Source organism: uncultured Faecalibacterium sp. (assembly GCF_900066275.1).
Classification (GTDB): Bacteria; Bacillota; Clostridia; order Oscillospirales; family Ruminococcaceae; genus Faecalibacterium; species Faecalibacterium taiwanense.
Map to the genome: position 1 here is coordinate 59,144 of NZ_FMFG01000004.1, position 19,314 is coordinate 78,457.

19 protein-coding genes and 1 other annotated feature are annotated in these 19,314 nt (G+C 57.4%); of the genes, 13 read left to right on the forward strand and 6 right to left on the reverse strand.

All coding sequences use genetic code 11. The features are described 5' to 3' along the window. Positions 1 to 4: 4 nt before the first annotated feature. Together murI and QZL71_RS02765 are read right to left on the reverse strand one after the other, a co-directional pair. Complete coding sequence (gene murI, locus QZL71_RS02760) at positions 5 to 832, reverse strand: glutamate racemase (RefSeq protein WP_005944516.1); 828 nt, start codon at positions 830 to 832, stop codon at positions 5 to 7. Then, positions 825 to 1,916 carry a D-alanine--D-alanine ligase family protein gene (locus QZL71_RS02765; protein WP_097775185.1) on the reverse strand — a complete coding sequence of 364 codons (1,092 nt, stop codon included), beginning with the start codon at positions 1,914 to 1,916 and terminating at the stop codon, positions 825 to 827. The genes murI and QZL71_RS02765 overlap by 8 nt, the downstream gene beginning before the upstream one ends. A 308-nt stretch (positions 1,917 to 2,224) precedes the next feature. Here QZL71_RS02765 and rpmG point away from each other — a divergent pair, with 308 nt between their 5' ends. From rpmG to QZL71_RS02805, 8 genes are all read left to right on the forward strand, one after another. Beyond that, the gene (gene rpmG / locus QZL71_RS02770) at positions 2,225 to 2,374 is read left to right on the forward strand and encodes a 50S ribosomal protein L33 (RefSeq protein WP_005920501.1); all 150 of its coding nucleotides are present in this window, start codon (positions 2,225 to 2,227) and stop codon (positions 2,372 to 2,374) included. A gap of 16 nt (positions 2,375 to 2,390) precedes the next feature. Further along, on the forward strand, positions 2,391 to 2,642 hold the full coding sequence (gene secE / locus QZL71_RS02775; RefSeq protein WP_005944520.1) for a preprotein translocase subunit SecE: 252 nt from the start codon (positions 2,391 to 2,393) through the stop codon (positions 2,640 to 2,642). Between the two features lie 30 nt (positions 2,643 to 2,672). Beyond that, entirely contained in the window at positions 2,673 to 3,206 is a 534-nt protein-coding gene (gene nusG, locus QZL71_RS02780; RefSeq protein ID WP_005944521.1) for a transcription termination/antitermination protein NusG, read from the forward strand. Positions 3,207 to 3,342: 136 nt separating this feature from the next. Beyond that, complete coding sequence (gene rplK / locus QZL71_RS02785) at positions 3,343 to 3,768, forward strand: 50S ribosomal protein L11 (RefSeq protein ID WP_005920496.1); 426 nt, start codon at positions 3,343 to 3,345, stop codon at positions 3,766 to 3,768. Between the two features lie 57 nt (positions 3,769 to 3,825). Then, complete coding sequence (rplA, locus tag QZL71_RS02790) at positions 3,826 to 4,518, forward strand: 50S ribosomal protein L1 (RefSeq protein WP_005944523.1); 693 nt, start codon at positions 3,826 to 3,828, stop codon at positions 4,516 to 4,518. Between the two features lie 277 nt (positions 4,519 to 4,795). After that, positions 4,796 to 5,311: a 50S ribosomal protein L10 gene (gene rplJ / locus QZL71_RS02795; protein WP_005944524.1), complete on the forward strand. Its 516-nt coding sequence runs from the start codon at positions 4,796 to 4,798 to the stop codon at positions 5,309 to 5,311. Positions 5,312 to 5,384: 73 nt separating this feature from the next. Next, positions 5,385 to 5,759, forward strand: coding sequence for a 50S ribosomal protein L7/L12 (gene rplL / locus QZL71_RS02800; RefSeq protein WP_005944525.1), 375 nt, complete (start codon positions 5,385 to 5,387; stop codon positions 5,757 to 5,759). A gap of 448 nt (positions 5,760 to 6,207) precedes the next feature. Then, the gene (locus tag QZL71_RS02805) at positions 6,208 to 7,344 is read left to right on the forward strand and encodes an aldo/keto reductase (protein ID WP_294647658.1); all 1,137 of its coding nucleotides are present in this window, start codon (positions 6,208 to 6,210) and stop codon (positions 7,342 to 7,344) included. Between the two features lie 156 nt (positions 7,345 to 7,500). On the opposite strand, the gene QZL71_RS02810 is transcribed toward QZL71_RS02805, so the two are convergent. Further along, positions 7,501 to 8,160, reverse strand: a complete 660-nt coding sequence (locus QZL71_RS02810) for a GntR family transcriptional regulator (RefSeq protein ID WP_294647660.1) — start codon at positions 8,158 to 8,160, stop codon at positions 7,501 to 7,503. A gap of 344 nt (positions 8,161 to 8,504) precedes the next feature. Here QZL71_RS02810 and QZL71_RS02815 point away from each other — a divergent pair, with 344 nt between their 5' ends. Next, the gene (locus QZL71_RS02815) at positions 8,505 to 8,990 is read left to right on the forward strand and encodes a Fur family transcriptional regulator (protein ID WP_097775183.1); all 486 of its coding nucleotides are present in this window, start codon (positions 8,505 to 8,507) and stop codon (positions 8,988 to 8,990) included. 14 nt (positions 8,991 to 9,004) lie between these two features. Further along, positions 9,005 to 9,267 (forward strand) — a binding site (T-box leader). 63 nt (positions 9,268 to 9,330) lie between these two features. Next, on the forward strand, positions 9,331 to 10,905 hold the full coding sequence (gene asnB / locus QZL71_RS02820; RefSeq protein ID WP_005944530.1) for an asparagine synthase B: 1,575 nt from the start codon (positions 9,331 to 9,333) through the stop codon (positions 10,903 to 10,905). A 550-nt stretch (positions 10,906 to 11,455) separates the two neighbouring features. Here asnB and QZL71_RS02825 read toward each other — a convergent pair. The 3 genes from QZL71_RS02825 to QZL71_RS02835 all read right to left on the reverse strand — a co-directional run bounded on the left by QZL71_RS02825 (position 11,456) and on the right by QZL71_RS02835 (position 14,060). Further along, on the reverse strand, positions 11,456 to 12,007 hold the full coding sequence (locus QZL71_RS02825) for a TetR family transcriptional regulator (RefSeq protein WP_097776457.1): 552 nt from the start codon (positions 12,005 to 12,007) through the stop codon (positions 11,456 to 11,458). Positions 12,008 to 12,103: 96 nt separating this feature from the next. Further along, positions 12,104 to 12,622 (reverse strand): transcription repressor NadR, encoded by a 519-nt coding sequence (locus QZL71_RS02830; protein ID WP_005944532.1) that lies wholly within the window; start codon positions 12,620 to 12,622, stop codon positions 12,104 to 12,106. 79 nt (positions 12,623 to 12,701) lie between these two features. Next, positions 12,702 to 14,060, reverse strand: coding sequence for an alpha-amylase family glycosyl hydrolase (locus tag QZL71_RS02835; RefSeq protein ID WP_005944533.1), 1,359 nt, complete (start codon positions 14,058 to 14,060; stop codon positions 12,702 to 12,704). 236 nt (positions 14,061 to 14,296) lie between these two features. Between QZL71_RS02835 and glgB the strand changes: the two genes are divergently transcribed. The 3 genes from glgB to tig all read left to right on the forward strand — a co-directional run bounded on the left by glgB (position 14,297) and on the right by tig (position 19,312). After that, positions 14,297 to 16,246: a 1,4-alpha-glucan branching protein GlgB gene (glgB, locus tag QZL71_RS02840; RefSeq protein ID WP_294647662.1), complete on the forward strand. Its 1,950-nt coding sequence runs from the start codon at positions 14,297 to 14,299 to the stop codon at positions 16,244 to 16,246. Between the two features lie 135 nt (positions 16,247 to 16,381). After that, positions 16,382 to 18,301: a hypothetical protein gene (locus QZL71_RS02845; RefSeq protein ID WP_294647663.1), complete on the forward strand. Its 1,920-nt coding sequence runs from the start codon at positions 16,382 to 16,384 to the stop codon at positions 18,299 to 18,301. Between the two features lie 36 nt (positions 18,302 to 18,337). Beyond that, positions 18,338 to 19,312, forward strand: a complete 975-nt coding sequence (gene tig / locus QZL71_RS02850) for a trigger factor (protein ID WP_294647665.1) — start codon at positions 18,338 to 18,340, stop codon at positions 19,310 to 19,312. Positions 19,313 to 19,314: the final 2 nt, after the last annotated feature.

Genomic DNA, 19,314 nt, shown 5'->3' on the forward strand with positions numbered 1-19,314 from the left:
CTTATCAATATTTATCAATGGCGATCTGATCCACCGGGCCGCCCTTGTACTCGCCCAGGAACAGGTCTGCCGTCTGCACAAAGCTGTCCGGCACATCGCTCACGTAGAAGTGCGCCTGACCCTCGTGCTCCTGCGCCGCTTTCAGGCCGCGCTCGGAGAGCATCTGTTCCAGATGGTGGGCGGCGGTCTTGGCCGGATCCACCAGCGTCACGCTCTGGCCCATGAACTCGCCGATCATGGTCTTGAGCAGCGGGTAGTGGGTGCAGCCCAAAATCAGGGTGTCCACACCGGCCTCACGCACCTCGGTCAGGTACTGAGCGATCACCAGCTTCGTCACCTGCTGTCGGCTCTCCTCGCTGTGGTCCACGTAACCGGCCTCCACCAGCGGCACGAACAGCGGGCAGGCCTGCGCGGTGATCTCCACCCCCGGTACCAGCTGACGCAGCAGCTTTTCGTAGCTGCGGGAGCGGATGGTGGCAGCGGTGCCGATCACGCCGATGCGGCGGTTGCGGGTAGCAAAGGCTGCTTCCCGGGCGGCAGCATCCACCACGCCCAGATAGGGCACCGGCAGCTTTGCCGCTTCTGCAGCCGGGTAGGTGCTGGACACGGTGCCGCAGGCCGCCATGATGCACTTTACATTTTTAGAGAGCAGGAATGCCACGTCCTGACGGGCATACTGCAGAATGGTCTCCGGGCTGCGGCTGCCATAGGGCACGCGGCCGGTATCGCCAAAATAGATGATCTCCTCGTGGGGCAGGCGCTTGCGCAGCTCCCGCACACCGGTCAGGCCGCCAAGGCCGCTGTCGAATACGCCGATCGGGCGGTTATCCATGCTGCTTTTCCTTCCTTTCCAGCGCCAGCGCGATCAGCCGGTCGATGAGCTGCGGCACCGGCAGGCCCTCGTGCTCCATCAGCTTGGGATACATGCTGATGGACGTGAAGCCCGGGAAGGTGTTGATCTCGTTGATCAGCACCCGGCCAGTACCCTTTTCCACAAAGAAATCGCAGCGGGCAAGGCCCTCGCAGTTCAGGGCAGTGTAGGCCATGGCGGCGTAGGTCTTCACCTCGTCCAGCTTTGCTTCCGGCAGGTGAGCCGGGATGACGGTCTGGCTCACGCCGTTTTTGTACTTGTCGTCGTAGGTATAGAACTCGGCACCGGCAAGGATCTCGCCCGGACGGGTAGCCACGGCGGGGTCGGAGCCGATCACGGCGCACTCCACTTCCTGTCCGTCCACAAAGGCTTCAAACACCACCTTGCGGTCGTTTTCCAGTGCAAGGTCGATGGCCTTTTTCAGCTCGTCACGGCTGGACACCTTGGAGATGCCCACGCTGGAACCGGCGTTTGCGGGCTTGACGAACACGGGCCAGCCCAGCTTCTTTTCCACACCCTCGCACACGCCTTCCAGATCGGACTCGATCTCCCAGCGGTCGGCAGCCAGCCATCTGGTGTGGGGCACACCGTTGGCCTCGAACAGAGCATTGGCCACGGCTTTGTCCATGCACACCGCGCTTGCCAGCACGCCGCAGCCCACGTAGGGGATGCCGGCCAGCTCCAGCAGGCCCTGCACCGTGCCATCCTCGCCCCACAGGCCGTGCAGCACCGGGATGACCACATCCACATGCACTTTTTCCACATGGCCTTCCGGGGTGAACAGGATCATGCCGTGGTCGGCGCGGTCCGGACTGATGACGCAGGCCATGTTGCCTGCCAGCTCTTCCCAGCTGCCATCGGCCATCTGGGCGGCCGTGGCCTCGGTGTACAGCCAGCGGCCCTCCTTGGTGATGCCCACAGTGAGCACCTCATATTTTTCACGGTCAATGTTGTTGACGAAGTTGCCCACAGAAACGCGGCTGACCTCGTGCTCGCTGGACATACCGCCGAACAGCAGCACAACGCACATTTTTTCAGACTGCATGATAACTCTCTCCTATTTACAAAGCCCAAGACCTGGGCGGGATATAACCGGTAAAAATGCCGTTCTGGCTTATTATACAATATCTATGCGCGCGATGCAAGCAGAATGCCAAAAAGCTGCCGGTGGGTAAAAGAGATATTTTTCAAAAAAACTTTCCAAAAATCGAAGATTTCCGCTTGACGGATGGAAAAGTGCGTGGTACAATGATATCACCTCTTTTGCGGGGTTATTAAGTGCGCCTGTTTTACAGGTACCACCCGCAACCCGAGGGAGGTTCAAAACAACCGTTATAATGGAGGTGTCAACAAATGACCGTTAAAATCACTCTGGCCTGCACCGAGTGCAAGCAGCGCAACTACAACACCACGAAGAACAAGAAGAACAACCCCGATCGTCTCGAGATGAAGAAGTATTGCCGTTTCTGCAAGAAGCACACCGTTCATCGCGAAACCAAGTAAGAAAGGCGGACGCATCATGGCAGACAAAACCGAGAACAAGCCGGGCTTTGTGGCCAGAGCAAAGGCCGCTGTGAAGAACTTCTTTGGCAAGTGTGCCAAGTTCTTCCGCGACACCAAGAGCGAGCTGAAGAAGGTGGTGTGGCCGTCCAAAGAGGACGTTAAGACCAACACCGTCGTCGTGCTCGTGACCGTCGCCATCGCAGCGGTCGTGATGATCCTGCTGGATGCCATCTTCGGCGGCATCCTGGGCTTGATCATCGGCGCCTGAGAATCATCTTGAAACGGAGGGCAGACCAAAATGGAAGAACAATCCAATGAGGCACTTTGGTATGTAGTGCATACCTATTCCGGCTATGAGAACAAGGTCGCGAACGACCTGCAGACCATGGTGGAGAACCGTCATCTGCAGGATCTGATCTGCGATATCAAGGTTCCCGTCGAGATGGTTCCCGAAATTGACAAGAACGGCAAGCAGAAGATGGTGGAGCACAAGCTCTTCCCCGGCTACGTTCTGGTCAAAATGGTGATGAACGACGATACCTGGTACGTGGTGCGCAATACGCGCGGCTGCACCGGCTTCGTCGGCCCCGCATCCAAGCCCGTTCCCCTCTCTGCTGAGGAAGTAGAGAAGATGGGCGTGGAAAAGGCTGCACCTCTGGCAGTCGACTTCAACGTCGGCGACACCGTGCAGATCACCGCCGGTCCTCTGGAAGGCTTTATGGGCCTTGTGGAGGAGATCGATACCGAGAACTTCAAAGTGAAGCTCAAGGTCAACATGTTCGGCCGCGAGACCCCCGCAGAGGTGGAGATCGGTCAGGTCGAGCTGCCGTAACCAACCGGCACAAATCGTTTACCAAGGTAAGACCGCAGTGCGGTTCTTATAGAGCGTGTGCACTGTGCACATGCTCGTGGGAGGCACGGAGACACCGTGCCGCAACTCACCACAGATTTTTGGAGGTGCATTTATTATGGCACAGAAAGTTACTGGCTACATTAAGCTGCAGATCGAGGCCGGCAAGGCAACTCCGGCTCCCCCTGTTGGCCCTGCTCTGGGTCAGAAGGGTGTCAACATCATGGCATTCACCAAGGAGTTCAACGAGCGTACCAAGAACCAGATGGGTTATGTGATCCCCGTCGTCATCACTGTGTATGCTGACCGCTCCTTCAGCTTCATCACCAAGACTCCTCCGGCAGCCGTTCTGATCAAGAAGGCAGCTGGCATCAACACCGCTTCCGGCAAGCCCAACAAGGAAAAGGTCGCTTCTCTGACCGCCGCTCAGGTGGAAGAGATCGCCAAGACCAAGATGCCCGACCTGAACGCTGCTTCTCTGGAAGCTGCATGCAGCATGGTTCGCGGCACCTGCCGTTCCATGGGTGTCACCGTCGAGGGCTGAGACATAAACAGTGGGAGGGCATAAAACTGCCCGCATGACCACACAGGAGGATATACAATGAAACATGGCAAGCACTATGTCGACGCTGCAAAGCTGGTCGATTCTACTAAGGCATATGATGTGAACGAGGCTCTGGAGCTGGCTTGCAAGACCGCTTCTGCCAAGTTCGACGAGACCGTTGAGCTGCACGTCCGTCTGGGCGTTGACGGCCGTCACGCTGACCAGCAGGTCCGCGGCGCTGTCGTTCTGCCCAACGGCACCGGCAAGACCGTCCGCGTCTGCGCAATCGCCAAGGGTCCCGCAGCTGCCGCTGCTGAGGCTGCTGGCGCTGATATCGTCGGTGATGACGAGCTGATCGCAAAGATCGCCGGCGGCTTCATGGATTTCGACGTTGTCGTGACCACTCCCGATATGATGGGCCGCGTTGGCCGTCTCGGTAAGGTCCTGGGCCCCCGCGGCCTGATGCCGAACCCCAAGGCCGGCACCGTTGCTCCCGACCTGGGCAAGGCTGTTTCCGAGGCCAAGGCTGGTAAGATCGAGTACCGTCTGGACAAGCAGAACATCATCCATGTGCCCGTGGGCAAGGCTTCTTTCGGTGCAGAAAAGCTGTACGCCAACCTGGACACTGTGATGGAGGCTATTGCCAAGGCAAAGCCCGCTGCAGCAAAGGGTACCTACTTCAAGAGCGCTACCATCGCCACCACCATGGGCCCTGGCATCCGTCTGAACACCTTGAAGTACGGTGTCTGATTTGAAGTTCTGATCGTTTTTCTGCCGTTCGTATGGGCGGCAGAAAAATTTTGTCAGAAAATTTCAAAAAAGACTTGACAACTCCGCACGTTTGCGGTAAAATAATCATGCTGTTTTTGAGACAGCAGGTACTGGAGTCCAGTGTAAGGCTATGCCGCCTGCCGAGAAACGTGCGTAAAGTTGTTTTATGCCTCTTTCTCGGCCAAGTGCGGGAAAGAGGCTTTTTTCATACTTGCTCCGGTTTTCGATACAAGTTTTTGAAACGAGGTGAAACCGAATGCCCAGTGCAAAGATTCTTTCTGAAAAGCAGGCTTATGTCGCTGATCTGAAGGCAAAGTTTGAGAGTGCGGTTTCCGGCTGCGTCGTCGCTTACGGCGGCATTAACGTCGAGAACGACACCAAGCTCCGTAAGGAGCTGCGTGAGGCAGGCGTCGATTACATGGTCGTGAAGAACACCATGCTGCGTCTGGCTGTCAAGGGTACCTCTCTGGAGGGCCTGGCTGAGCAGTTCAAGGGCGATACCGCTATCGCTTTTGCTCACGAAGCAGATCCCATGTCCGCTGCCCGCATCCTGTGCAAGTATCAGGATGGCGATAAGTCCAAGAAGTTCGTCGTGAAGGCTGGCTTCATGGAAGGCAAGGTCATGGACGCTGCCGAGACCAACGCAATCGCAAAGCTGCCCAACCGCGAAGGCATGCTGTCCATGTTCGCAGGCGCCCTCACCAGCACTCTGTCTGGTCTGGCCGTTGCAATGCAGGCTTATGCCGACAAGCAGGAGGAGCCTGCAGCCTGATTGCTGCATGACCGCTGCTTAAACAAAACAAGAAACTAACAAACAAAACCATTGATATTGGAGGGTTACTACTATGGCTTCTGAGAAGATTACTGCCATCATCGACTCCGTTAAGGAGCTGTCCGTTCTGGAGCTGAAGGAACTGATCGACGCTTACTGCGAAGAGTTCGGTGTTTCCGCTGTTGCTGCTGCTGCTCCCGCTGCTGCTGGCGCTGCTGCTGCCGCTGAGGAAGAGAAGACCGAGTTCGACGTCATCCTGGCTGAGGCTGGCGCTACCAAGATGCAGGTCATCAAGCTGGTGAAGGAGATCACCGGTCTGGGCCTGAAGGAAGCTAAGGCTATCGTCGATGGCGCTCCCAAGGCTGTCAAGGAGAAGGTCTCCAAGGCTGAGGCTGAGGACATCCAGAAGAAGCTGACCGAGGCTGGCGCTAAGGTCGAGGTCAAGTAATTGAACCTCTTCTGAGAGTCGTTCATTCTTGAACAATGAGGTGCCCGTACCGAAAGGTGCGGGCATCTTTTTTTGTTTGATGATTGGAATGCCCTCCGCTGCGCTCTAGGCATGTTTAGATGAATTATTATTTTTAATTTGTGTTCAGAAAATGTCTGCGGACATTTTCTGAACACTTTTTCACAGGAGGGGCGGTAAAGGCAAGTGGCATCTGTGCGGTAGGAAAATGCATTTGACGCTACGACTCTATGGTGAAAAAACAGCTCCGAAACGACCGCAGTCGTTTCGGAGCTGCAAATATGATTTCCGCTGTTTATGCCCAGAGCGAAGCGGAGGGCATTTTAAATCGTCATCGTCGTATCTTTTCTGCATTCAAAAACTATGCTATACTATCCTCAACAGGAGGAACGGCAGAGCCTTTGTCCCCTCTGCCGCAAAAAGAGAGTTTATGGAACACCGCAACTGGAACAAAAACAACATCCGCACTTCCCTTTTGGGTTACGGCTGTATGCGTTTTCCCACCAAAGCCGACGGCACCATTGACGAGGAGCGCGCCGAAGCTTTGCTGAACACCGCTAAGGCCGCCGGTGTCAACTACTTCGATACTGCCTATCCCTATCACAACGGCCAGAGTGAGCCGTTTGTGGGCCGCGTGATCGCCAAATGGGACCGCAGCAGCTTTTATCTTGCCACCAAAATGCCGCTGTGGAAATGCAAAAGCCTGGACGATGCCAAGCGCATTTTTGAAGAGCAACTGCAGCGGCTGGGCGTGGACTACATCGACTTCTACCTGCTGCACTCCCTGCACAAGGCCCGGTACGAAAAGGCAAAAGCCATGGGCCTTGTGGACTGGCTATGGCAGCAGAAGGCCGCAGGACGCATCCGGAACTTTGGGGTTTCCTGCCATGACAACGCCGCCGGGTTTGAGTATATTCTGCGCGACCAGCCGTGGGATTTCTGCCAGCTGCAATACAATTATCTGGACCGGGACGACCGCGCCGAGGAGATCTCCGGTGACCGGGGCTATCAGCTGACCGAAGAATGCGGCGTGCCGCTTATCATCATGGAGCCCATCAAGGGCGGCACGCTGGCATCCCTGCCTGCAGATGCCGCCGCACCGCTGCACGCCCTGCGTCCGGATGCCACCGATGCCTCCTGGGCGCTGCGCTGGGTGGGCAGCCACAAAAACGTGCATGTGATCCTCTCCGGCATGAGTGCTGAGGATCAGCTGACCGACAACCTTGCCACCTTTGGCCATTTTGAACCGCTTTCCCCCGCCGAGAATGCCGCTGTGGAAAGCGTAGCCAACGAGCTGCACCGCCGCATCAAGATTGGCTGCACCGGCTGCCGGTACTGTATGCCCTGCCCCATGGGGGTGGACATCCCGGACAATTTCAGCATCTGGAACAAGCTGGGCATGTTCGGCCAGAAGGATGCCATCAAAGCCCAGTGGACCACCTGCTTCCCGGACAGCGAAAAGGCCCTGCACTGTGTGCGCTGCGGTAAGTGCGAAGCCGTCTGCCCGCAGAAGCTGCCCATCCGCGATTCTCTGGCACAACTGCAAAAGGAGCTGGACGCACTGTAACTCCTTCCGTCATCGCTGCGCGATGCCACCTCCCTCAAAGAGGGAGGCTTTAAGGCCCCATCTCTGAGGGGGCTGTCGCCGCAGGCGGCTGGGGGAGTTTCATAACAAAAAAGACCGTCACACGTTTTTCGTGCAACGGTCTTTTTTATGCAGTTCTTACCACAACCGGATGACCTTGATCACACTTTCAGCCTTATCGCGGGCCAGCTCCAGATGGCGCTGCAGGGAATCTGCAGCACTGTCCCAGTTGTCGGCCAGAGCGGCATCCAGAATTTCCAGATGTTCGTCACAGGTCTGCTCCTGATTGATCATGCTCACCTTGCCGGTCATGATGCGGAAGCGGGTGTTCAGACCGGTGATGCGGTCATACGCCGAACGCAGGTACTTGTTGGGCAAAGTGCTCATGAGCAGTTCGTGGAACTCATCGTCCGACTCGCAGAAGTCGTTGATGCTGTCCGGGTGATGCATCAACTCGGCAAATGTCTCCAGCTGTTCCCGCGGGATGCCGCTGCCATAAGTACGCAGGGCGTAAGGCTCCACCAGCAGGCGCATCTCGAACATGCTGTGCACGTCCTCCTCGGTGATGCCGGAAACCATCAGGCCCTTCTTGGGCAGAATGGTGATCAGGCCTTCCTGCTCCAAACGGCCAAGAGCATCCCGCATGGGGGTGCGGCTGATGTTGCCCATCTCGGCACAAAGCTTCTGCTCGTTCAAAAACTCGTTGGGCCGGTACTCGCAGTTCAGGATCTTGGTCTTAAGGTACTGGTATGCCTGCAGCTTCAGGCTCGGTTTGGTCTGCGACTCCATTTCTTTCATGTTCTGCACAACTCCTATTCCCTTTTCCCTTGCAAAGAAAAAGGTTCTTCTCCTATAATACTCTGGGGCGCATGCTTTCTAACTTCAAAGCATCTTGTATTCTTGCTGCAATCCAAGTAGTATTCCAGTTCTATTATTTCATAATAGGGCAATTATTACAATACTTTTTTGTGAACTTTAGCGCGTTTTATGTTTTATCTAATTTTTATGTCCCATTTTTGCCAAAATCAACAAGTTTTTTTGTGCTTGTAGCCAATGCCGCTTCTTTTGGCCCGGTTCTTTTGCATCCAATGCAAAAATATGCTACAATGTAAAAAATATTGAAAAGGGTGTGGATCTCTCTTATGGCACGAAGCGACGGCTACAATACCAAGACCCGTCAACTGATTTTAGATTATCTCATCAACAACCGGCAGCACGCGGTGAGTGCTTCCAACATTCTGGAGCATCTGGAAGAGCAGGGCGCAAGCCCCAACCCCACCACGGTGTACCGCTATCTGGATAAGCTGGCCGGGGAGCAGCGCATCATGAAATACGTTGCCGACAAGGGCGAAAAAGCCGTGTTCCAGTACGTGGACGAGGGCCGCCACTGCCGGGAGCATCTGCACCTCAAGTGCGTGCAGTGCGGGCGCATCTATCATCTGGACTGCCACTTCATGGACGAGGTGCGCGCCCACCTGATGGCAGAGCATGGCTTTACCCTGCAGTGCGAGGGCAGCGTTCTGTATGGTTTGTGCCGCCACTGCGCCCAAAAAGAGGAACAGTCCGACTCTGATGGTCAAACCGCACAAAAATGCGCCTGCTGTGTTGACACGGACAAAAAGCCGTGATACAATGCATGCAAGAAAAAGCGTTGACCGGGAAAAGTAAGGTTTCAATGTCCTCTTTCAGAGAGTGCGGGTAGGTGGAAGCCGCGCAGAGAGCGAAACCCGAACGAACACCCGCAAGCTTCACCCTGAACCTGTTTATGCAGCAGTAGGGGCCGACGTGCGCCGCTCGTTATCGCGGCAGTGCTTTCAACGGGGAGAGCGCACAAAAGTGACTGGCATGGTTTTATGCCGGTAATTTAGGTGGCACCACGGATACGGCAGCATATTCGTCCTAGCGATTGGGATGAATGAGCTGCCGTATTTTTATTTAAAAAGAGGGGTAAGAAATATGTGTTGTGTTATGGGCTATACCGGGCACGATCTGAGTGCCGCCAAATTCAAGGAATACCTGCTGCGCACGGTCATGCGCGGCCCGGACGACCAACGTGTGGTGGAAGGACCTTTCGGTCTGATGGGCTTTGGCCGCCTTGCCATCATGGGCCTGACGCCGGAAGGCATGCAGCCGTTCTACCGCGGTGCCGACTGCGTGGTGTGCAACGGCGAGCTGTACGGCTTCCGCTTTGAGAAAGAGATCCTCAAACGCCGCGGCTACAAGTTCCAGTCCGACTGCGACTGCGAGATCCTGCTGCCGCTGTACTATGAGTACGGTCTGGATATGTTCCGCCACATGGACTCCGAGTTCGCGCTTATCATGTACGATTCCCGCAAGGACCGGCTCATCGCCGCCCGCGACCCCATCGGCATCCGTCCGCTGTTCTACGGCTACTCCAAGTCCAGCCACCAGATCGCATTCGCCTCCGAGATGCAGAACCTCATTGGCTGGTGCGACGACATCCGGCCCTTCCCCATTGGCAGCTACTACTGCGATGGCCGCTTCGTCCGCTATGAGGACATTGCCGATGTGCCCGCCCCCATGCAGGACGACATGGACACCGTGCTGCGGAACATCCGCGAAAAGCTGATCGCAGGCGTAGAGAAGCGTCTGGACGCAGATGCCCCTGTGGGCTTCCTGCTCTCCGGCGGTCTGGATTCCTCGCTGGTGTGCTCCATTGCCGCCAAGAAGCTTGGCAAGCCCATCCGCACCTTTGCCATTGGCATGGACACCGACGCCATTGATCTGAAATATGCGCGCCAGACCGCAGAATATCTGGGCAGCGAGCACCACGAGATCATCATCAACCGGGATATGGTCATCAACAGTCTGGAAGAGGTCATCCGCCTGCTGGGCACCTGGGACATCACCACCATCCGCGCCAGCATGGGCATGTACCTGCTGTGCAAGGCCATCCACGAGCAAACCGATGTCCGGGTGCTGCTGACCGGCGAGATTTCCGATGAACTGTTCGGCTACAAGTACACCGACTACGCCCCCACCGCCGATGCCTTCCAGCAGGAGAGCCAGAAGCGCATCCGTGAGCTGTACATGTACGATGTGCTGCGCGCCGACCGCTGCATCTCCTCCAACAGCATCGAGGCCCGCGTGCCCTTTGGTGATCTGGATTTTGTGCGTTACGTCATGGCCATCGACCCGGAAAAGAAGCTGAACAGCTACGGCAAGGGCAAGTATCTGCTGCGCAAGGCCTTTGAGGGTGATTGGCTGCCGCCGGAGATTCTGTGGCGCGAAAAGGCCGCCTTCTCGGATGCTGTAGGCCACAGCATGGTGGACGATATCAAAGAGTATGCCGAAAGCCTTTACACCGACGAGGAGTTCCAGCTGCGCCGGGCAAACTATTCGGCCCACTGCATGCCGTTCACCAAGGAAAGCCTGTTTTACCGCGAAATTTTCGAGAAGTACTACCACGACCAGAGCCGCACCATCGTGGGCTTCTGGATGCCCAACAAGGCATGGCCGAACTGCAACGTCAACGACCCCTCTGCCCGCGTGCTGGCAAACTACGGTGCTTCCGGCGTGTAACGCCAGACCATTTTGAATGCGCTCCGCTTTGCTTTGCGCATGAATAGCGGAAAGAATATTCTATAATTTGTAGATCGGGAAAATCTGCGGATTTTCCCGATCTACTTTTTCACGCGAGGGAACCCTCTCCGTCATCACTACGCGGCAATGGGAGATGGGACATCTCCAGTCAAAGCCGCAAGGACGAAAACGGCTTGTCCTTCGCAAGCGTCCTCGCCCTCTCCGTCACCTGCGGTGACACCTCTCCCAAAGGGAGAGGCTCTGGCGAAGCTGGAAACTTCGCAGTTGAGCTGGAAACCTTGCCGCCATGCCAAGGGCTCTCCCTTTGGGAGAGCTGCCGAGCGGAGCGAGGCTGAGAGGGCTAGCTCTTCCCCCGCTGCGCCGCCGCTTCCATAGGAAGCAGGCGCGGCATCCGCCCCTTGCCGTCCAAGCTCCATCTGTGAAAATGCAATGCCGGGCGGTCCGCAGACCGCCCGGCATTGCTCTATTAAAACTATTTTTCCGCTATTCATGCCCAAAGCGCACGCGGCGGGCATTCTAAATTGTTGTGTTACATCCTGATTTTTTGCGCCGCCCGGGCAATGGACGCAAGCAGAGCCACCAGCCGCTTTTCGTCCATCTGGCCGCAGTAGCTGGTGAAGGTGTAGTAGCAGCCCTGCACGCAGAAGGAAAGCACGATCTTACGTACCACGTCGGCATCAAACGAGGGGTCGCTCTCCGAGATGCATTTGCTCATTGCAGCTTCCACGCGGTTGATGAACAGTCCCTGACGGGAGCCGGAAAACAGAATGCCGATCTCGGTCTGATTCCGGGTAAACGCCCGGAACATTTCCCGAGTCAGCCACTCGGTGCGCTCGCTTACATCACGGGCGGTCAGCTGCGGCAGGCTTTCCACCACCACCTCCACCATTTCGTCCTCCATGGCGTTGGCCAGCGCATAGATATCCTGATAATGCGCATAAAAGGTGGACTTATTGATGCAGGCCAGATCGCACAGCTCCTTGACCTTGATCTTTTCCAGCGGTTTCTGCGCCCGCAGCTCCATGAATGCCTGCTTGATGGCACGCTCCGTTTTTTCAATGCGAATATCCAGAAAACCCACCTCTTTTGCTTTTTCGTTGATTATCCAACCATTTTCCTGTTTTGCGGATAGACAAGGCCCTCAGCCTTTTTTATACTGGGTCTATCCCCATCCGCATCACTCCTTGCGGTACAGGATGCCTTTTTCTTCCAGCTCTTTTTTGATGCGCTCAAAGCTCCCGGCATCCGGGCAGTGCAGGGTGTGCAGATGCACGCCGCCGGTCATGCGGCTCAAAAGTGCTTCCGGCGTGTCCTTGGCCTGCTGGATGAAGTTGTCCACATCGTAGCGGCTGGCAAGGTTCAGGTTGCCGCGCAGCTCGCCATACAGGCTGTTCTCCACGGCCACATCCACCACGATGCCGCCCTGATCCACCACGGTGTACAGCTCGGTGCGCATCTCGTCCTCGGTGCTGTGCACGCAGGCCAGAATGGCGGTATAGCCTTTTTCCGCCGGGTGCAGCTGATAGCCCCGGGGCGTTGCATCGATCTGCGCACCGCCTGCCCGCAGCAGAGCCACATCCCCCACCACGATCTGGCGCGAGACCCCCAGCAAAGCCGCCAGTGCGCTGGCACTGACCGGTGCTTCGGCCCCGCTGAGCCGTTTCAGAATGGATTCTCTGCGCTGCGCTGCATTCATGGTTTTCAAAGCTTCCTTTCCGCTTTACGGTATTATGCTCTTATTGTAGCAAAAGACGGCGGATCATGCAAGAATGCGTTTACTTTTCCAGCTGCAGGATGGTAGCATAATTGGAGGGCAGCTGCACTTTCATGCGGCCCCACTCCATGCTGGTCAAAACGGGCTGTGCGCCCACCGTGTCGGCCAACAGGTCCTTTGCAGAGGATGCCTCCACCGGCAGCTGGAATTCCAGCTGTGCGGGACTGTCGCCGTTGTTCAGCACCACGACGCAGGCCTTTCCATCCAGCACCCGGGCAAAGGCATAGCACTGGGTGGTGAGCTGCAGCTCTTTCACCTCGCCGTCGGTCAGCTCCGGCAGCTCCGCCTTCAGTCTGCCCAGTGCGGCATACACGCTGGTGACAGGGTTGGTGGTCTCAGCGTCCTTGAAGTCGGAAAGTTCCAGGCAGGGGCGCAGCGGCCAGTCGCTTCCCCACTCTTTTTTGCCTTCAATGCCAAATTCTGAGCCATAATAGATGGACGGAATGCCCCAAAGCGTATATACTAGAATTGCAATGTGGCGGATGTGCTCCCGGTTGCGCAGCTTGTTAGGCAGGCGCTCCACATCGTGGTTGTCCGAGAACAGATACAGCCGGGTATCGTGGCACAGGCCCTGCAGACGGCGCATGGTGTGGGCGATCTCGAAATAGTTGTGGTCGTTGTGGCCGCTCCACAGGCCCTTGTGCAGCTCGTAGTTGGTCACCGAGTGCAGCATCTCCGGGTTTGCCCAGCGGCTGTAATCGCCGTGGATCACCTCGCCCATGAGCCAGAACTCTGGCTTTACCTCGTTGGCAAGGCGGCGCAGACCGCGCATAAAGTCAAAGTCCAGCACATCGGCTGCGTCCAGACGGATGCCGTCAATGTCAAATTCATCCACCCAGAAGCGGATGGTATCGTAGTGGTAGTTCTGCACCTCCGGGTTGCGCTGGTTCAGCTTGACCAGCAGATTGAAGCCGCCCCAGTTTCCGTAGGAAAAGCCGTCGTTGTACTCGTTGTTGCCCCAGAAATTCACATCGCAGAACCAGTCCTTATAGCGGGCGTTCTCGCGGTTTGCCTTCAGGTCCTGAAACGCAAAGAAATCGCGGCCCACATGGTTGAACACGCCGTCCACGATCACCTTCTGGCCCCGGGCATGGCACCGGGCCACAAAGTCCTTGAACTCTGCGTTCGTGCCAAGGCGGCGGTCTACCAGCCGGTAATCGATGGTGTCGTAGCCATGGGAACCGCTCTCGAACAGCGGGCCGATATAAATGGCCGTGCAGCCGATGTCCGCTGCGTGCTCAGCCCATGCGTTCAGTTTATTAAACGCGCCGGGCACCGCCTGCCCATCGTTCTCATGTGCGCAGCCGCACAGCCCCAGAGGATAGATGTGATAAAATACCGCATTGTCATACCAAGCCATTGTTCATACCGCTCCCATACAAAAAAATCAGCCTCCGCCCACTGCGGCGGCAGGAATAGTATAGCACAGAATCTGTAAAACATGTTAATTTTTGCTGATTTTTGTCAAGAATCTACAAGAATATCAGCCACTATGCCCCATTTCATCTTGTTTTTATTGGATATATTGCCCAAACACCTGTGTCACATGCAGTGCCGCCGGGCGCTGCCTATCATAGAATGTAAGGAGATCTTTGCATGAATTACCCCGCCATTCCCCGTGAATTCTTCAATGGAGACTGCTTTGATGCCTACCGCATCCTTGGTGCGCATCCCTGCTCTGACAACGGCACCGAAGGGTGGCGCTTTGCGGTGTGGGCCCCCGGTGCCACGGCAGTGGAAGTCTGCGGCGGCTTCGACGGCTGGGAGGCAGGCGTGCCCATGGAAAAAGCCGATACCGGCGTGTGGAGCGCATTCGTCCCTGGCCTTGCAGAGGGCGACCTTTATAAATACCGGGTGCATGGTGCCGACGGCAGTGTGGTGATGCGCAGCGACCCCTACGCATTTTCCACCGAGCTGCGGCCGGGCACGGCCAGCCGTCTGGCAAAGCTGGACTTCCACTTTGACGACAGCGCATGGATGGAGCGCCGCGACAAATGCCGCAACCGCCCGCTGAACATCTACGAGATGCACGTTGGCAGCTGGCGGCACAAGCCCGGCAGCAAGGAGGCCGATGGCTCCGACGGCTGGTACAACTATGAGGAGCTGGCCAAGGAGCTGATTCCATGGCTGCTGGACCATCACTTTACCCATGTGGAGCTGCTGCCGCTGGCAGAGCATCCCTTTGACGGCAGCTGGGGCTACCAGACCACTGGCTATTTTTCCGTCACCAGCCGCTACGGCACCCCCGCCCAGTTTGCCGGCTTCGTCAACGCCTGCCACCGCATGGGCATTGGCGTCATCATGGACTTTGTGCCGGTACACTTTGCCGCCAACGCCGACGCTCTGGCAAAGTTTGACGGCACCCACCTCTACGAGTACGACAGCGATGTGGGCCACAGCGAGTGGGGCACCTGCAACTTCAACTACTACCGCCGCGAGGTGTGCAGCTTTTTGAACAGCGCTGCCGCCCTGTGGATGGACGTGTACCACTGCGACGGTATCCGTATGGATGCCATCTCCCGCGCGCTGTACTGGCAGGGCGACCCGAACCGCGGCGTGAACGAGGGTGCCGTGAACTTTCTGCGCAGCCTAAACCACGGCCTGAACGAGCGCTGGCCCACCGGCATCTACACCGCCGAGGACTCCACCAACTTCCTCAAGGTGACAGCTCCCACCCGCTACGACGGCGTGGGCTTCGACTACAAGTGGGACATGGGCTGGATGCACGACACACTGGACTATTTTGCCACCCCCTTCGGTGAGCGGCCGAATGCCTACGGCAAGATCGTTTTCAGCATGCACTACTTCTACAACGAGCTGTATCTGCTGGCGCTGAGCCACGACGAGGTGGTGCACGGCAAAAAGACCATCATCGATAAGCTGTGGGGCACCTATGCGGAAAAATGCGCCCAGCTGCGCACCCTGTATTTTTATATGTACATGCACCCGGGCAAGAAGCTGAACTTCATGGGCAACGAAATGGGACACTTCCGGGAGTGGGACGAAAAACGGGAGCTGGACTGGGACCTGCTGAAATATCCCTTCCACGATGCCTTCCAGAAATACTTTGCCCACCTGTGCCGGGTGTATTCCACTGAGCCTGCACTCTACGATGGCGAGTACAACCCCGACTGCTTTGAGTGGGTGGCCTGCGAGAGCCGCAGCGAGGGCGTGTACGCATGGCTGCGCAAGGGCCGGGGCGAAAACCTGCTGTGCACCATGAACACGCAGGACCACGCCCACAAAAAGTTCCCGCTGTATCTGCGCTTTCCCTGCAGTGCCGAGGAGGTGCTGAACACCGAATCCCCCGAGTGGGGCGGTGCACTCAAGGGCCGCCGCAAGACAAAGCTTCACACCACCGATGGCGGTGTGTTTGGTCGGGACTATACCCTTACAGTAGACCTGCCTGCCATGGGCAGCTGCCTGCTGCGCCTTGCGCCGGAGGCCCCGAACCCCGATGCAGCCCGCATCAGCGCCAACAAAGCCCTGAACGCAAAGCGCCGCGCTGCCCGCAGCACAAAGGCCGCAGCCAATTCCAACAAGTAATATTCGTTTTAAAATGTCCCGTCTGCGTTCAAAGCGGCGGGACATTTTGTTGTTTTCCGTGCACAGCGGCTGGACAGTGCAGATTTTGCTTGCTATACTGTAGCTGTGATATTCTGCAGCTGAGAGGTTTTTGGGATGAGTGGAATCGTTTCCCGTCTGTCTGTCCTTGGCAAGGTCTGGCTGGGCCTTGCTGCCGGAGCGATGGCGCTTATAATATTTTGCCTTGCCGCACCGGGCAGCAGCCTGTTTTTCCCGCTGGTGAGCCTGTGGTGCAATGCAGCATTGTTTGCACTGGCGTTGCTGGTGCTGCGCCGGGCCGGTATGGAGCTGGACCTGTTCCACAAGGCGGTGCTGGTGGGCCTGTGGGCAGCGGCCGTGCTTTACTTTTACTGGACCCTCAGCAGCCGCACCTTCCTCTACCACTGGGACTACGTAAACTACATTCTAAAGCAGTATCATGCCGAAGCCGCCTTTGCCCAGAGCACAGGCGCAGGCTTCCGGTTTCTCCTCGATTCCATCACTGAGGACTATACGAATTTCATCACCCTGTTCACCGAGTTCCCGTTCTGCCTGAGCGGCAAGACCGGCGATGACTACGCATTCTGTCAGGTATTCAGCGTACTGCCCAGCCTGCTGGTGCTGCTGGCGGGCCTGACGGTCAAGGTGGGCCGGATGCTACGGGTAAAGAACCGGTTCTGGTATTTCCTCATCGGCTTTTCGTGGTGCGCTACCTTCCCGTTCGTGCGCATGTCGGCGGTGCTGGGCCAGCCGGACTGGTTCGGGCTGATTTTTGCCTTCATGCTTATGCTGCTCACACTGGACTACCGCTTTGACGGCATCGACCTGCCCCGCTATCTGCTCATCTTCGCCGCCACGGCGGGCATCATCCTCACCCGGCGCTGGTACTTATATTTTGTGGTGGGCTACTGCTTTGCCTATGTGCTGCTGCTGGCATTTTCCAGCATCCGGCTGGCAAAAGATGGCCAACCCAGCCGCGCTGTGCACCGCATGGTACGGCTGGTGGTGTTCGGCCTGTGTGCGGCCGGGGCCATGGTGCTGCTGCTTCTGCCCATGGTGCGCAAAATTTTAAGCTTTGACTACGCCGGGCGCTACTCTTACTACAACTTCGGCGGCATCACGCTGGAGCTGGCCGCACAGACGCTGCGCATCGGTTTGCTGAACTTCATCCTCATCGGAATGGGGCTGTGGTTTGCCGCAAAACGCCGTCTGCCTGCCCTGCCCTGCCTTGCAGGGGCAGAGCTGCTGGTGAGTCTTGTGCTGTTTACCCGGGTACAGAACACCGGCTCCCACCAGATGCTGCTGTTCGTGCCGGGGTGGCTGCTGCTGTTCCTCGTTGGTTCCGCCGCACTGGCCGACGGCCTGAAAAAGCACACCGCCGTCAAGCTCTGCTACTGGGGCTTTACCATGGTGTTTGCGGTGTCCGTGCGCTGCTCGCCGCTGACCACCGTTGCTCTGCCGGGCTTTGTGGTGGATCATTTTCCCCTCAAGGCCGTGTCGGAATTCGTCCGGCTGGACAAGCTCACCTACGACCGCACCGATGCCGCCCAGATCCAGCGCGTGGACGACTGGATCGATGCCCACTGCGATGCGGAAAAGGGCGAGTTCGCCTACATGATCCCCCACGATATGCTGTACAACTCGGACATATTCCAGTACGCCGCCCTGCCGGACATCCAGCTGCAGGGCAAGCTGGCCGCCGGCATCTCCATCCCGGGCACCCACGAGTTCCCGGTGCGGTTCTTTGAGGCGAAGTACGTGCTCACTGCAGAGCCGCTCCCCCAGACCTTTGTCAGCGGTGGCGAGCTTTCCGGCCGGTGGAATGCCCTCTTCTGCGCCGCGCGGGATGAGCACTTTACGCAGGCCGCCAGCTTTGACATGGGCAACGGCACCGTGTTCACCGTGTGGGAGCGCACCGAGCCTGCCGACCGGGCTGAGGTGGAATATTATCTGGATGCCTTCGCGCAGGAGGATGCCCTCTACCCCGAAATGTTCTCGCAGGTGGCGGAAGCCTGGCTTGCCGGACATGGACTTTAAATTGCAAACGCTTTGGATATAAAAGGAGTATTTCCCATGGAACAGAATGCGAACGCCCTGCCCAAGGTCACGCTGGGCCAATACAAGGGGCTGGAATTCACCCGCCGGGTGCGCCCGGTATCGGAAAAGGCCGTGGAGCTGGAGGCGGCGAACCTTACCCGTACCCACGCTCCCTTTGCACCGGTGGAAAAGTCCGCCGCGCGCGGGATGCGCGTCACGCTGGATTTTGAGGGCTTCATGGACGGCGCACCCATCCCGGAAAGCAAAATGGAAAATGTGACCGTAGTGCTGGGCACCGGTCAGCTGATGCCCGCCGCCGAGGATGCCGTGTACGGCCACAGAGCAGGCGAGAGCTTCCGGTTCGATTTTACCTATCCCGCCGAGTTCCGGGTGCCGGAGCTTTCCGGCAAGACGGCGCAATTCGCCATCACCCTGCACACCGTGGAGCAAAAGCAGCCTGTACCGCTGGACGATGCCTTTGCCAAGACACTGGGCTTTGATACGGTGGATGCCCTGAAGGAGAGCATCCGCGAAAAGAAGCGCCGCTCCCACGAGGCCAACGCCGACCGAATTGCCGGAGCCGCCCTGCTGGGCATGGCCGGTGCCAACCTGACGGCGGAGCTGGATAACGGCATTCTGGACCAGAATGCCGACCATGACATGAACGCCCTGCGCGAACGGCTGCGCCGCAGCAAGATGACCATGGAGCTGTACTGCAAGGCAGGCCAGACCACACCGGACGAGGTGCGCGCCGCCTTCCGCCGGGATGCCGAGCGCAAGATGCGCAGCATCCTTGCTGTGCAGGCCATAGCCAAGGCCGAACAGATCACCGTGTCCAACGCAGAGGTGGATGCCGAGTACGTCCGCCTTTCCAAGCTGCACGATACCCCGGAAGCCGAGATCCGCAATGTGCTCAGCCGGGACGCTGTGGCCTCTGCCGTGATCACTCAGAAGGTGCAGCGTTTCCTGATCGACCACGCAAACATCACTTCGGTTGTGGAAAAGGAGTAAAC

Bases quoted from the DNA above. Each gene is read 5' to 3' on its own strand.
- QZL71_RS02815 (WP_097775183.1), top strand. From the start codon at position 8,505: ATGGCACGAAGCGACGGCTACAATACCAAGACCCGTCAACTGATTTTA.
- rplK (WP_005920496.1), top strand. From the start codon at position 3,343: ATGGCACAGAAAGTTACTGGCTACATTAAGCTGCAGATCGAGGCCGGC.
- tig (WP_294647665.1), top strand. From the start codon at position 18,338: ATGGAACAGAATGCGAACGCCCTGCCCAAGGTCACGCTGGGCCAATAC.
- glgB (WP_294647662.1), top strand. From the start codon at position 14,297: ATGAATTACCCCGCCATTCCCCGTGAATTCTTCAATGGAGACTGCTTT.
- QZL71_RS02845 (WP_294647663.1), top strand. From the start codon at position 16,382: ATGAGTGGAATCGTTTCCCGTCTGTCTGTCCTTGGCAAGGTCTGGCTG.
- QZL71_RS02830 (WP_005944532.1), bottom strand. From the start codon at position 12,622: ATGAATGCAGCGCAGCGCAGAGAATCCATTCTGAAACGGCTCAGCGGG.
- rpmG (WP_005920501.1), top strand. From the start codon at position 2,225: ATGACCGTTAAAATCACTCTGGCCTGCACCGAGTGCAAGCAGCGCAAC.
- rplL (WP_005944525.1), top strand. From the start codon at position 5,385: ATGGCTTCTGAGAAGATTACTGCCATCATCGACTCCGTTAAGGAGCTG.
- QZL71_RS02805 (WP_294647658.1), top strand. From the start codon at position 6,208: ATGGAACACCGCAACTGGAACAAAAACAACATCCGCACTTCCCTTTTG.
- asnB (WP_005944530.1), top strand. From the start codon at position 9,331: ATGGGCTATACCGGGCACGATCTGAGTGCCGCCAAATTCAAGGAATAC.
- QZL71_RS02810 (WP_294647660.1), bottom strand. From the start codon at position 8,160: ATGAAAGAAATGGAGTCGCAGACCAAACCGAGCCTGAAGCTGCAGGCA.
- QZL71_RS02835 (WP_005944533.1), bottom strand. From the start codon at position 14,060: ATGGCTTGGTATGACAATGCGGTATTTTATCACATCTATCCTCTGGGG.
- secE (WP_005944520.1), top strand. From the start codon at position 2,391: ATGGCAGACAAAACCGAGAACAAGCCGGGCTTTGTGGCCAGAGCAAAG.
- QZL71_RS02765 (WP_097775185.1), bottom strand. From the start codon at position 1,916: ATGCAGTCTGAAAAAATGTGCGTTGTGCTGCTGTTCGGCGGTATGTCC.
- nusG (WP_005944521.1), top strand. From the start codon at position 2,673: ATGGAAGAACAATCCAATGAGGCACTTTGGTATGTAGTGCATACCTAT.
- rplJ (WP_005944524.1), top strand. From the start codon at position 4,796: ATGCCCAGTGCAAAGATTCTTTCTGAAAAGCAGGCTTATGTCGCTGAT.
- rplA (WP_005944523.1), top strand. From the start codon at position 3,826: ATGAAACATGGCAAGCACTATGTCGACGCTGCAAAGCTGGTCGATTCT.
- murI (WP_005944516.1), bottom strand. From the start codon at position 832: ATGGATAACCGCCCGATCGGCGTATTCGACAGCGGCCTTGGCGGCCTG.